This is a genomic window from Kluyvera georgiana, from assembly GCF_050990895.1.
Classification (GTDB): Bacteria; Pseudomonadota; Gammaproteobacteria; order Enterobacterales; family Enterobacteriaceae; genus Kluyvera; species Kluyvera georgiana.
In genome coordinates, this window is the sequence record NZ_CP158865.1 from 2,646,543 (window position 1) to 2,658,228 (window position 11,686).

The window sequence follows — 11,686 nt, forward strand, 5'->3', positions numbered from 1 at the left end:
TCAATTTCATAAATTGGGACCGTCATTTGCCAGAGAACCGAAGGATTTCAGCCGGATAGCGTTCGCCCTGAATAGTGATATTGGCTCCCTCGATGCGCTGTAAATCCTGTTCATCCAACCGCACGTTGAGCGCGCCAATATTTTCTTCAAAGCGACTCAGGCTACGGGTGCCAAACAGCGGGACAATCCACGGTTTTTGCGCCAACAGCCACGCCAACGCGATCTGAGCGGGCGTGGCTTGATGACGGTCGGCAATCTCACGAATCAGACTAATCAAACGTTGATTGCTGGCACGCGCATCCTCGGTAAAGCGTGGCGTTTTCGCGCGAATATCATTGCGATCAAATACCGTTGCAGTATCTATTTTACCGGTTAAAAAGCCTTTGCCTAACGGACTGTAGGGGACCAGACCGATACCCAATTCTTGCAGCGTGGGAAGCACCTGCGCTTCGGGCTCGCGAGTCCACAAAGAGTATTCGCTCTGTAACGCGGCCAGAGGTTGCACCGCATGCGCACGTCGAATAGAGGCAGTACTGGCTTCGGACATACCGAACCAGCGCACTTTTCCCTCCGCAATCAGATCCTGTACCGTTCCAGCGACATCCTCCATCGGAACATCAGGGTCGACACGATGCTGATAGCAGAGATCGATATAGTCTGTGCCAAGACGTTTCAGACTGCCCTCCACCGAGCGGCGAATCTGTTCTGGCCGACTGTTTACGCCACCCCGATGTTCACCGGTTCGTTGATCGATATCCCAGCCAAACTTGGTGGCAATTTTGACCTGATGGCGCACCGGCGCAAGCGCTTCGCCCACCATCACCTCGTTGGTCCACGGGCCGTAAACCTCCGCGGTGTCAAAAAAATCCATTCCGCGTGCCACCGCGCTGCGCAGCAGTTCAATCATCTGCCCCCGGTCCGGCAGATCGCGTGCTTTGCCATAGCCCATCGACCCCAGCGATAACGCGGAAACCTCCAGTCCCTGCCCCAACTGACGTTTGATCATATCTCGCTCCTCTGCATTATTTTCCAGCCAGTTGCGCCGCGAAGCGGGCCTGAAAATCAGCGATCTTGTCTTTGTTACCGCTCGCCACCTCATAAAACGCCAGCGGCTGACGATAGTGCATCCCCACATAGCGAGCGCTGGCCTTCATCGGCGTCAGCACCTCTTCCATGGTGCTATTCAGCAGCCCCTCATGCGAATAGGTAAACTCGCTGGCGCCAGCGGTAGTCACAACCTGCAACTGCTTATCTTTTAACGCCGTACCGCCTGTCCCAAATGCCCAGCCGTAGGTCCAGACTTCATTGAGATAGGCTTTGAGCATCGGAGTCAAATTAAACCAGTGGGTGGGATAGAGAAAAACCACGCGCTCGGCCTCGCGGTAGGCCGCCTGCTCCGCAGCGACATCAATGGCCGCCGCATCATTACCGTACATCTGCTCCAGGTGACGAATCGTCACATTCTCTGCGCGCTCTGCGGTGTGTTGCAGGGCGCGAATCACCCGCGATTGCGAAAAATAGGGATGGGATACAATCACCAGCGTTTTCATAGCGTCCTCACTTTAGTGCCATCATCTTGTATGACTGGCAGTATGCGGCCGATGATTGATAACCTTAATAGCACTTATGGTTGAAGTGCTTTCAACCTCAGGTTAATAATAATCAAGCACGATTCCCGTTCAGGAGACGACCATGGAACTCTCGCAGCGCGTCCGCGCGATGACGTCATTTATCGATGCTGCCGATGCGGGTAGCTTCGCCGCCGCCGCGCGTCTTCAGGGAGTGAGTACCGCCGCCATCAGCAAAAATATTGCCGGGCTTGAGCAAGCGCTGGGCGTTCGTCTGATGAACCGCACCACGCGTAAGCTGAGTCTGACTGAGGAAGGCGCGGCGTTTCTTCAGCAAGCACGCATTGCCATCGCCGCGCTGGATACCGCCGTCGATACGGTGGTGGCCGGCAAAATGGAAACCCGCGGGCATGTGCGCATCTCCACTAGTGCCGCTTTTGGCCGCGAGCAACTCCTGCCGGCGCTGCCGGGGCTACGTCAACGCTATCCCGGTCTGTCCGTGGAGATCGATTTTGACGATCGGGTGACCGATATTGTCCGCGACGGTTACGATCTGGCCATCCGCGGCGGGCGTATCGTCGACTCTTCGCTGATTTCACGCCCGGTCTGCCAGCTCAATATGGTGTTGGTCGCTTCGCCGGATTATCTGGCTCAACAGGGTGTGCCGCAAACGCCAGAGGATCTCAAAAACCACCATCTGATTGCCCGTCGCTTTCTTGGCGGACGAGTATCGCCCTGGGGATTCCGTGGTACAGACGATAGCCTGACCACGCTTGAACCCGACGCTGCGGCCATCACTCTCTCCGCCCCCGAAGCTCAGCTACAGGCGGCCCGGCTCGGGTTGGGGATTGCGCAGGTGGGCGTCCATCACGCCATCACGCACCTGCAAACCGGTCAGTTGAAAGTATTACTCTTTGGTCAGCACGATCCCGGCAGCTATGAAATGGTGATTCAGTATCCGCATCGGGCGCTGATCGCCCCCCGCGTACGAGTGACGATTGAGTATCTGCTGGACATCCTGAGGCAGGATCCCTCGCTGCATTTCCCGCTTTCCAGACTGGCAGAGTTTGCTGCATAGGCGATAATCAATATATTCATCACACAAATAATGCATTTCATGCTGCCTGGGCGGCATTTCATTCCGCTTTTCAGGCCGTTAGTGCTGATTTTTCCCGAGGAGTGACAGAAAAGCATACAGTAGCGTTTATTTACGGATGTGCCCTATGCCGATTTCTCTCTTTTCACGCGAAAACCTGCTGTCCGGTTTTCAATGGTTCTTCTTTATATTCTGCAATACCGTGGTGGTCCCTCCCACCCTGGTTTCCGCCTTCCACCTCCCAGCAAGCAGCCTGCTGATGCTGACGCAGTATGCGTTCCTGACCACCGCCGTTGCTTGTCTGCTACAAACGTTCTGCGGCCATCGCCGCGCCATTATGGAAGGCCCTACCGGCCTGTGGTGGGGAACGATCCTGACAATTACGCTGGCCGAAGCGTCGCGCGGTACGCCGTTGAATGATATCGCCAGCAGTCTGGCGGTAGGCATTGCGATCTCGGCGGTGCTCACCATCCTCATCGGCATCAGCGGGCTGGGGAACCGGCTGGCGAAGTTGTTTACCCCAACGGTGATGGTCACCTTTATGCTTCTGCTCGGGGCACAGCTCACGGCGATTTTCTTTAAGGGTATGTTGGGGCTGCCTTTTGGCATTGCCAGGACTACCGTTAGTCTGTCGCTCGCCCCGTTTCTGCTCTCGGTGGCGGTGATGCTGTTTGTGATTGGCCTGATTATTTTCCTGCCGCCGCGTATTTCGCGCTACGCGCTGCTGATAGGTACCGTGGTGGGTTGGGCGATCTGGCGTCTCTGTTTTGGGGCCGCAGATACCGCCTTCGGTGAGCTGCACTGGCAGTGGTTCCCGCTCGGCAGTCACGGTGCGCTGTCGCCGGGAATTATTCTGACCGCCGTAATGACCGGGCTGGTTAACATCAGCAACACCTATGGCGCAATTCGCGGTACCGATGTATTTTACCCATCGTCTACGGCCAGCGGCGCTCACTATCGCCGCAGTTTTATCGTCTCCGGCATCATTACGCTGGTGACGGTACCGTTCGCCGTCATCCCGTTTTCCCCGTTTGTGTCTTCCGTGGGATTGTTAACCCAGACCGGCGATAGTTCGCGACGCTCCTTCTTCTACGGCGGAATGCTGTTCCTGTTGGTCGCACTCATCACCCCACTCACCCGTTTCTTCTGCGCCATTCCGTTGGGCGTCAGCAGCGCGGTGATGCTGGTTTCCTATCTGCCGCTGCTCTACTCCAGCCTCGTTTTCAGCCAGCAGGTCAAGTTTACCTCGCGGAATATCTATCGCCTCGCGCTGCCGCTGTTTGTTGGGCTATTCCTGATGAGTCTGCCACCCGTGTATCTGCAGGATGTTCCGCTCACCCTTCGCCCGCTGCTCAGCAATGGCCTGCTGGTCGGTATCCTGCTGTCTGTGTTGCTGGATAACATCATTCCGTGGGAGCGCATCAAATAAAGGTTCCGGATAACGCCATTATCTGGAAACAACAACGGGCACTGAACGTGCCCGGTTGAATAAGAACGGGCCATTCGGCCCGCTAATGATTAACACATTTCCAGCGCTTGCGCTTTGGCCCTTTCAGCCTGCTTTCGGTAATGGTCGTACCGCGCACAAAACCAGATTCTCTGCTGCTCGTTCATGTTGCCAGTGATCGTGCTGATGTCGATGGGATGGCCTGACGCGTACATATGTGCAAAACTGCGGGCCAGAAAATCAAAATTAGTTAATGCTTGTAGATCCTGTTTCTGCATTGCATATCCCTCCGATCTGGTACTCGTTTTAAGGTTATATGCTTTCCTGTTTCCAGTATTCGCCTGTTATCGATATCTCTTTGAACACTGCGTGCGCATTTCAGCGGCGCTACGTCACATTTCGGCAAAAAGGCCGGAACAGGGATGACGCTTCGTGCTGAATAGGCGGTCACGTCCATAAGCGGGTACATCAATCAACACTTTTGCAATATACTGTGACAAGTGTAGAACAGAGTGAGTACATAACTAATGGAAATTGATCTCGATAACCTGGTTTTTGACGGTCTGGAAGAAGCGCAAGAGCGCAATGCGGAACGTCTGGACGATGCAGACAAAAAAGCGCAGGCGATTATCGCTGATGATGACTGCGGCGATGCCTGCAAAATCTGATAAAAAGGCCGGCACTGAGTGCCGGCCTTTTTATCGCTCACTTTTTCACATTCATCTACGCTGCATACGCCGCATCGCGCAATGATAAGCGCCATTGCGTACCGAGCGGCGCAGAACGGCCGCAATCAGATGCACGCCACCGCGAACCACTCGCTGTTCCAACGAGTTCAGCCGTAAATCCAGCATCTCCTGGGCCCAGTCGGGCAGCAGATCGATACCGGCTTTCATAAAAATCATCCCCGCAGGCTGCGCGAAACGCCCTGGCAGCCGGGTGGTCATCAAAACCCTTGCCACTTCCCGGGTACGCGCATCGCAGCGCAGTTGCGGGCGCATCTGTTCGAGATAGTCCGCCACCGCCTGTGGCGTTTTGGGCACATTGCGCGCCCCCAGTTTTTCGGCAATGCTGGCCGATTCAATAAAGTATTGTGCCTGCCGTGCGGGCGTGACCACCGTGCGCCGATAGCGCAGGTGCGAGGCCATAAACGAACTGCATTCGGCCACATGCACCCAGGTCAATAAATCCGGATCGCTGGCGGCGTACGGTGTCCCGTCAACGTCGGTACCGCTAATACGCATGTGGATGGCTTTCACTTTGGCGATCAGCCGTTCGGCATCCCGTTCCGTGGCAAAAGTGGTGGCGGAAATAAACTGGCTGGTACGGCGCAGGCGGCCAAAGATATCTTCGCGGAACGACGAATGATCCCAGACGCCTGCCAGCGCCAGCGGGTGCAGCATCTGCAACAGTAGCGCGCTGATGCCACCGCACAGCATAGAGGTAAAGTCACCGTGCACTGGCCAGATGGCCGACTGCGGGCCAAACAGCCCCGGTTCGCCGACCGGGTGCTCAAAATCAATTTCCTTAAGCGCCATTCCCGTCAGGCCCAGCACCTGATGTTCAATTCGCTGGCGTAGCCATTCCATTTCCGCCCCCTTCGCCGTCAGCCCTGACGCGCGTTATCCAACCACGCGTAGACCGCCGCCAGATCCCGTTCGGCCAGCCCGTTTTGCGCGGCTTTTTCCCACAGTGCGGCGATATCGCTCATCATCGGCATCGTTCCCTGCGGCGCATTCTCCAGTGCCAGACGTGCGTCTTTCAGCGCATGCTGAAGCTGCATCTGCGGGGTGTAATCCTCTTTGCGGATCATCTCCAGCTTGCCCTTCACATAGGGTGCCGCCAGCGGGCCGCCTTCCAGCGTTTCCCACAGCTGGTCTGGCGTGAAGCCAAACTGTTTTGCCAGCTGCATGCTCTCTGCAATGCCCTGCATCATGGCGATAAGCCAGGCGTTAGTCACCAGCTTCATTTTCTGGCTATTACCCGCCTCGCCGTACCACTGGGTACCGCGAGAAATCGCGTCGAATACCTGCTGCGCGGCGCCGGCACGCGTCTGGTCGCCGCTTGCCATCACCAGAATTTGCGCGTTTTCCGCCGGGGCTTTGGTGCCCGAAACCGGTGCATCGAGATACAGCATATCCGGTCGCAGCGCATGAAGCAGCGCAATCGACTCGGCGGTTTCCTGAATACCGATGGTCCCCATCTGGCAGAACGACGCGCCCTGCGGGCAGGACGGCGCAATGGCGCGGATAATCGCCTGCGTGGCGGCACCGTCTGTGAGCATTGCGATAATAACTGACGCATCGGCTACGGCCAGCGCCGCGTCGTTGCACAGCTGGAGACCGTGAGATTGGAGGTCTTCCCCTCGCCCAGGCGTGCGGTTCCAGCCGTACACCGTGAACCCTTTTTTGAGCAGGTTGGCGGAAAATGCATGCCCCATTGCGCCTAAACCCAGAACCGCTACCGCAGGCAGTGCCTTCATTTCTCTCTCCTCACATGTTCGGTCGTTTTTTGTAGCCTGATGATTTTCCGACCAAAAAGCAACCGGATAATCCTGCGACCTATCATAGTTTCCGACCGTGAGGTCTGACATTAGCAAAGTTTGCGCGATTACCCTTTTCGCCCACCGGATTTACCGATGGCTTTGTGCAGATCGTGAATACGTTTCATCGAGCGAATCGTGCGCTGCGACGCGGTGGACGCCACCGATAAGACCAGCATTTCCAGGCACACCATGACCGTCCCGTGCAGCGGTACCCGGCCGTTTTCGCCGCGCGGTACGTGAATCACCACCTGCGACATCTCGCTAAACCGCGAGTCGGTCGCCTGGGTCAGCAAAATCGTCGGAATACCTAAGCGCTCCGCCTCCCGGAGCGTGGTCAGCCCCTCACGGTGCGGTGACTTCTGGCCCATCATAATCAGCACATCGCCGCGCTGCAGCGATATCAACTGCTCGGCCAGGCTAAACCCCGTGCGATTCAGCACGTAAGACGGCAGGCCGATGCGGCTGAATAGTCGCGCGGTGTACTCACTTAAAATACCCGATGCGCCAATGCCAAACAGTGCCACCTGGCGAGCTTCACTCAGTAATGCCACCGCCTGAGCAATCGCCGCACGGTTATCCGGCGTGGCGAGCATCTCGCAGGCACGCAGGTGCCCCTCCAGCACGAAATCAATACTTGAGCTAACATCGCTGGTGAGTGCCGCAACGGTGGTGACCATTTTTTCTGCAGAGCTGATGGTCGGGCCAAACCAGTGCTGCATGGTTTGCTTGAGATCGCGCAGCCCGGCAAAGCCAAGCGCCTGAATGGCGCGGACCACCGTAGCGTCCGAGGTTTGCGTGGCGGCGGCGATCTCCATCGCCGTGTGGTCAAGCACCGCTTCGCGATTGTCATCAATCCAGTTGACGACGGTCAGTAAACGCGGTGAGAGCTGGGGGGTACGGCTACGCAGACGTTCGCCAAACAAATCCACCCGTCGCTTTTCGTGACGGGCTACCGGCGGGCTCATTTGACCTCCTGCGGAATCGGTCTTCCGGCAATATGCGACTGGACTTCCGCCACCAGCAGGCTTAAGGCGGCATACGAGTTAGAAATGACCTCTTCGCGCGGCAGCAGCACATAATGCCCGCTGCGACAGGCACGCATAAAGTCACACCAGCCCGGCAGCACTTTCTCCATCTCAGCCCTTTCATCCTGCGGTTTACCGCCGGTATCAGAGCGCCAGGTGGCAAAGACAAAATCGGCGTCAAGATCCGGCAGCTGTTCGGCGCTGACATCAATGCGCTCGCCGTCCGGGATGCGCTCAATCAGCGCAGGGAAACGGAAGCCCGCATCACGCAGCACGCGGCCAAGGGCATGGTAAGAATGATGAACCGTTATCTTGCCGTTATTGGCCTGAATCACCGAAACGGTGATTTTCTGCGTATCCACGGTCTGTTTCAGCTGTTGGATCTGCGCCTGATAGCGTCGGTCGAGTATCGCCAGACGTGCCTCAGTGCCGGTCAGCTGCGCCAGCTTGCGGTAAATCCGCGGCGCGCTACCCAGCAGATGGTCAATACTCACCGTTGGCGCAATCTTCGCCAGCTGTTCAATCGGCACGTTACGATTTGGCTCGGTGATAATCAGATCCGGTTTCGCCGCCGCCACCGCTTCAAGGTCAATGTCGGCGGTGCCGATGAATTTAATGTCGCTATTATCGAAATCCACGCCGGTCAACTGCGCGCTTGAACGCAGATAGTGGCTGCCATCCGGACGCGTGCGCCCGTGGCTCGCCACCGGCGGTACCCCCAGCTCAATCAGCGGGATGGTAATATCAAGATCGTGCATAGAAACAATGCGCTTCGGGTGTGCCGGCACCTGCACGACACGCCCGAGATCGTCGGTGAATGCCTGCGTTTGCGCACCGGCAACCGCGCTTATCAGCCACAAAGCGGGTAATAACCCTCGAAAAGTCATCCTGAACCTCATAAAGCGTCGCGACGACGCCACAACAGTAAAATAAAAAAGGGGCAGCCAATCAGCGAAATGATGATTCCAGCCGGAATTTGTAGCGGAGCAAACGCCAGTCGACCAATCGTATCGGTCAATAACACCAGCAAAGCGCCAATCAGCGCGCTGCCGGTCAGCAGCGATGCCTGGCCGCCGGGAAGGAGAAAACGCGCCATATGCGGCGCCATCAACCCAACGAATCCAAGACTCCCCACGCACGAGACGCTCGCTGCCGTCAGCAGAACCGGCGCGAGGAAACGCAGCAAGGTCAGCCGCGCCAGGCGAACGCCGAGGCCGCTGGCAACCTGATTGCCCAACATCGCCACGTCCGCCGCCCGAGCGCTCAGGTAGAGGATGACCACCGCCGGTAGCGCCCACGCGACGGCGACCGCCAGCAGCGGCCAGGTCACCGCATGCAGGCTACCCGCAAGCCAGGTCATTGCCGTTTGTACATCACGAATATCCGCCGTAGTGACAAACAGCCCCATCGCTGCCGACAGCGCCCACGACACGCCGATGCCAATCAAAATAAAGCGCGGGCGCGAGAGATCGCGCGCCAGTACCATCACCACCAGCGCAACCAGCATGCCACCGAGCATTCCCGCAAGCGGACGCCATGTCAGGCTCAGTGAAGGAAAAGCCAGAATCAGCGTCAACACCACCACGCTAGTCCCCTCTTTCACGCCAATCAGCCCCGGGTCAGCCAGACCGTTGCGGGTGATCGACTGCATCGCCGCCCCGGCCAGCCCAAGCATGCCGCCGCAGAAGACAGCCATCAGCAGGCGCGGTAGGCGAATATCGCGCACGATATACATCTGCTGAGCGCTAAGTACGTCCGGATAAAACAGCGCGCGGCCAATGGCGCTGGTGGGAATAGGCAGCGAGCCGCGCGTCACGCCGTAAATCACCAGCAACCCCACCGCCAACGCCAGCACGGCGGCTATCTTTACCTGTCGGGGACGCAGCAGTACACGAAATGGCCCCCACGTCAAAGGGCGAAAACCCGCTTTACTTAACGCGCGCCTCATTTAAAAAAACTCACGGCAATGGCGATAAAAATCGGCGCGCCGACCAGCGCGGTCATCACGCCGGTCGCCAGCTCCTGCGGCGCCAGCAGCCAGCGAGCCAGAATATCGGCCAGCAGCAACAATAATGCGCCGGTCGGTAGCGCCAGCAGCAGCCCGATACGGATATCCTGCCCGGCCCAGCGACGAATGGCGTGCGGCACCACCAGTCCGATAAAACCGATAGGGCCGGCAATGGACACCGATGCCCCGCACAGCAGCGCAATCGCCAGCACGCCCAGTATGCGCGTATGGGTCACCGCAACGCCCAGCCCGCTCGCCACGCGGTCGCCGAGAGCCAGAATATTCAGCCGGGGGGCGAGGAACGCCGCCAGCAGTACGCCCAACAGCGCTGGAATGCTGGCGATGCGCAGCGTATACGTGCTGACGCCCGACAAATCGCCCGCCAGCCAGGTCCGCATGGCCTGGAGCGTCTGCTCATCAAGGATAAGAATCGAAGCGGTCACCGCCGAGGCAAACGCCGACAGCGCCACGCCGCAGAGAGTAATCTTCATCGCCGTCGCCCCTGCGCGTCCGGTGGAAGCCAGCAGCATCACCAGGCCGAACAGCAGTGCCGCGCCGCCGGCCGCGGTCAGAGGGCGGCTGACTCCCCATTCGCCGAACGAGATCCCGGCCGCCGAACAGGCCACTACCGCCAGCGTCGCCCCGGCGTTCAGACCGAGAATATGCGGTTCACCCAACGGGTTGCGGATAACCGTTTGCAGCAGCAGACCGGCGACGCCCAGCGCGGCCCCGGTCATTAACGCCGCCAGCAGGCGAGTTAAACGCAGACTCACGATGATACGGTGATCAAAATTGTGCGGGTCATAGTGCAGCAGCGCATCGACAACGACACGCGGTGCAATCGTGCGCGCGCCCAGTCCAAGATGAATCACCGCCGCAACGCATAACAGACAGCCGAGTACCGCAAACGCGACTGACGGATAACCTGCGCTTCGGCGCGTAAGCACGCTTTGTATCGACATCAGGCGGTCACCGGCCGGGCGCTAAACGGCATAAACAGGGGCTTACCGCTCTGTGGGTTATGCAGCATCTGCACATCTACGTCGAACACCTGCTTAATCAGCGCGGGCGTACAGTCCTGCGAGTCGTTAATCACGCCCGCCACCCGCCCCTGCTTCATAAACACCAGCGTGTCGGCATAGTTCACGGCGAAATTAAGGTCGTGCAACACGGTAACCACCGTTCGTCCATGTTCACGGGTCAGCTGTTGTAGCAGTTCAAGAATTTCCACCTGGTAGCGGAGATCGAGCCAGGTAGTGGGTTCATCCAGCAGGATAGTCGGAGTTTGCTGCGCCAGCGCCATCGCTATCCAGCAGCGTTGGCGCTGGCCGCCGGAAAGGCTGTCTACCGTCAAATGCGCGTATTCCAGCGTACCGGTCAAGCGCAACGCTTGTTCCACCGCATGTTCATCCTCCGGGGACCACTGACGAATGAGTCCCTGCCACGGGTAGCGCCCGCGCGAGACCAGTTCAAACACCGTCAGCCCTTCCGGCGTCAGCGGCGATTGCGGCAGAAGGCCCAACTGGCGCGCCACCTGCTTCGTCGGCTGCTGATGAATATCTCGCCCGTCCAGACGCACGCAGCCCCCGAGCGGTTTCAGCATCCGCGCGATGGTATTCAGCAAGGTTGATTTACCGGAACCGTTCGCTCCTGCCAGCACCGTCATTTTTCCGACAGGCAGCGTCAAATTGACGTCATTGACGATACGTTGGCCGCCGTATCCAGCGCACAGGGACGCCAGCACAATCCCGGGTTCCTGCGGGTTTTCTTGCCGCTGAGGCATATTTCTTTCTCTCCGGCCGCAACGACGTGGTATCGTTCTGCACTTTAAATAAATCTCATTCTCTTTTGATCATGCTATGCCGTTATGTAGTAGTCAATAGCGCTACATTACCGCTTCATTTCATCGGGCTTTTAACCTGCCGCTCACCTTCCCGCTTTAAACGAGAGAAATAAAATCAATAAAAATCAATTCCTTAATAGCATCACGCCTGTTT

Annotated in this window: 12 protein-coding genes and 1 pseudogene; 3 read left to right on the top strand and 10 right to left on the bottom strand. The window is 57.9% G+C overall.

Annotated elements, in window-relative coordinates; genetic code table 11:
* Window positions 1-22: 22 nt before the first annotated feature.
* Window positions 23-1,006, bottom strand: coding sequence for an aldo/keto reductase (locus ABTW00_RS12545; protein ID WP_433635873.1), 984 nt, complete (start codon window positions 1,004-1,006; stop codon window positions 23-25).
* Window positions 1,007-1,022: 16 nt separating this feature from the next.
* Window positions 1,023-1,550, bottom strand: coding sequence for an NAD(P)H-dependent oxidoreductase (locus ABTW00_RS12550; RefSeq protein ID WP_433635875.1), 528 nt, complete (start codon window positions 1,548-1,550; stop codon window positions 1,023-1,025).
* Between the two features lie 142 nt (window positions 1,551-1,692).
* On the opposite strand from ABTW00_RS12550, the gene ABTW00_RS12555 reads away from it, so the two are divergent.
* Both ABTW00_RS12555 and ABTW00_RS12560 read left to right on the top strand, forming a co-directional pair.
* On the top strand, window positions 1,693-2,646 hold the full coding sequence (locus tag ABTW00_RS12555; RefSeq protein ID WP_433635876.1) for a LysR substrate-binding domain-containing protein: 954 nt from the start codon (window positions 1,693-1,695) through the stop codon (window positions 2,644-2,646).
* Window positions 2,647-2,791: 145 nt separating this feature from the next.
* Window positions 2,792-4,093 carry a uracil/xanthine transporter gene (locus ABTW00_RS12560; protein ID WP_433635877.1) on the top strand — a complete coding sequence of 434 codons (1,302 nt, stop codon included), beginning with the start codon at window positions 2,792-2,794 and terminating at the stop codon, window positions 4,091-4,093.
* A gap of 89 nt (window positions 4,094-4,182) precedes the next feature.
* Here the strand turns inward: ABTW00_RS12560 and ABTW00_RS12565 are convergent, their stop codons facing one another.
* Complete coding sequence (locus ABTW00_RS12565) at window positions 4,183-4,389, bottom strand: glycogen synthesis protein GlgS (RefSeq protein ID WP_064545763.1); 207 nt, start codon at window positions 4,387-4,389, stop codon at window positions 4,183-4,185.
* 249 nt (window positions 4,390-4,638) lie between these two features.
* Between ABTW00_RS12565 and ABTW00_RS12570 the strand changes: the two genes are divergently transcribed.
* On the top strand, window positions 4,639-4,779 hold the full coding sequence (locus ABTW00_RS12570; protein ID WP_100250004.1) for a hypothetical protein: 141 nt from the start codon (window positions 4,639-4,641) through the stop codon (window positions 4,777-4,779).
* 51 nt (window positions 4,780-4,830) lie between these two features.
* Here ABTW00_RS12570 and ABTW00_RS12575 read toward each other — a convergent pair whose 3' ends face one another.
* The 7 genes and pseudogenes from ABTW00_RS12575 to ABTW00_RS12605 all read right to left on the bottom strand — a co-directional run bounded on the left by ABTW00_RS12575 (window position 4,831) and on the right by ABTW00_RS12605 (window position 11,472).
* Window positions 4,831-5,700 carry an oxygenase MpaB family protein gene (locus tag ABTW00_RS12575; protein ID WP_433635879.1) on the bottom strand — a complete coding sequence of 290 codons (870 nt, stop codon included), beginning with the start codon at window positions 5,698-5,700 and terminating at the stop codon, window positions 4,831-4,833.
* 17 nt (window positions 5,701-5,717) lie between these two features.
* Window positions 5,718-6,593 (bottom strand): NAD(P)-dependent oxidoreductase, encoded by an 876-nt coding sequence (locus tag ABTW00_RS12580; RefSeq protein WP_433635880.1) that lies wholly within the window; start codon window positions 6,591-6,593, stop codon window positions 5,718-5,720.
* 128 nt (window positions 6,594-6,721) lie between these two features.
* Window positions 6,722-7,652, bottom strand: a pseudogene (locus ABTW00_RS12585) (MurR/RpiR family transcriptional regulator).
* Window positions 7,618-8,568 (bottom strand): ABC transporter substrate-binding protein, encoded by a 951-nt coding sequence (locus tag ABTW00_RS12590; protein WP_433635881.1) that lies wholly within the window; start codon window positions 8,566-8,568, stop codon window positions 7,618-7,620. The pseudogene ABTW00_RS12585 and the gene ABTW00_RS12590 overlap by 35 nt, the downstream one beginning before the upstream one ends.
* 8 nt (window positions 8,569-8,576) lie before the next feature.
* Entirely contained in the window at window positions 8,577-9,629 is a 1,053-nt protein-coding gene (locus tag ABTW00_RS12595) for a FecCD family ABC transporter permease (protein WP_433635882.1), read from the bottom strand.
* On the bottom strand, window positions 9,626-10,651 hold the full coding sequence (locus ABTW00_RS12600; protein WP_433635884.1) for a FecCD family ABC transporter permease: 1,026 nt from the start codon (window positions 10,649-10,651) through the stop codon (window positions 9,626-9,628). Before ABTW00_RS12600 ends, ABTW00_RS12595 begins: the two co-directional genes overlap by 4 nt.
* Complete coding sequence (locus tag ABTW00_RS12605) at window positions 10,651-11,472, bottom strand: ABC transporter ATP-binding protein (protein ID WP_433635885.1); 822 nt, start codon at window positions 11,470-11,472, stop codon at window positions 10,651-10,653. Before ABTW00_RS12605 ends, ABTW00_RS12600 begins: the two co-directional genes overlap by 1 nt.
* Between the last annotated feature and the right edge of the window lie 214 nt (window positions 11,473-11,686).

Bases quoted from the DNA above. Each gene is read 5' to 3' on its own strand.
- ABTW00_RS12605 (WP_433635885.1), bottom strand. From the start codon at position 11,472: ATGCCTCAGCGGCAAGAAAACCCGCAGGAACCCGGGATTGTGCTGGCG.
- ABTW00_RS12555 (WP_433635876.1), top strand. From the start codon at position 1,693: ATGGAACTCTCGCAGCGCGTCCGCGCGATGACGTCATTTATCGATGCT.
- ABTW00_RS12550 (WP_433635875.1), bottom strand. From the start codon at position 1,550: ATGAAAACGCTGGTGATTGTATCCCATCCCTATTTTTCGCAATCGCGG.
- ABTW00_RS12590 (WP_433635881.1), bottom strand. From the start codon at position 8,568: ATGACTTTTCGAGGGTTATTACCCGCTTTGTGGCTGATAAGCGCGGTT.
- ABTW00_RS12595 (WP_433635882.1), bottom strand. From the start codon at position 9,629: ATGAGGCGCGCGTTAAGTAAAGCGGGTTTTCGCCCTTTGACGTGGGGG.
- ABTW00_RS12575 (WP_433635879.1), bottom strand. From the start codon at position 5,700: ATGGAATGGCTACGCCAGCGAATTGAACATCAGGTGCTGGGCCTGACG.
- ABTW00_RS12600 (WP_433635884.1), bottom strand. From the start codon at position 10,651: ATGTCGATACAAAGCGTGCTTACGCGCCGAAGCGCAGGTTATCCGTCA.
- ABTW00_RS12545 (WP_433635873.1), bottom strand. From the start codon at position 1,006: ATGATCAAACGTCAGTTGGGGCAGGGACTGGAGGTTTCCGCGTTATCG.
- ABTW00_RS12570 (WP_100250004.1), top strand. From the start codon at position 4,639: ATGGAAATTGATCTCGATAACCTGGTTTTTGACGGTCTGGAAGAAGCG.
- ABTW00_RS12560 (WP_433635877.1), top strand. From the start codon at position 2,792: ATGCCGATTTCTCTCTTTTCACGCGAAAACCTGCTGTCCGGTTTTCAA.
- ABTW00_RS12565 (WP_064545763.1), bottom strand. From the start codon at position 4,389: ATGCAGAAACAGGATCTACAAGCATTAACTAATTTTGATTTTCTGGCC.
- ABTW00_RS12580 (WP_433635880.1), bottom strand. From the start codon at position 6,593: ATGAAGGCACTGCCTGCGGTAGCGGTTCTGGGTTTAGGCGCAATGGGG.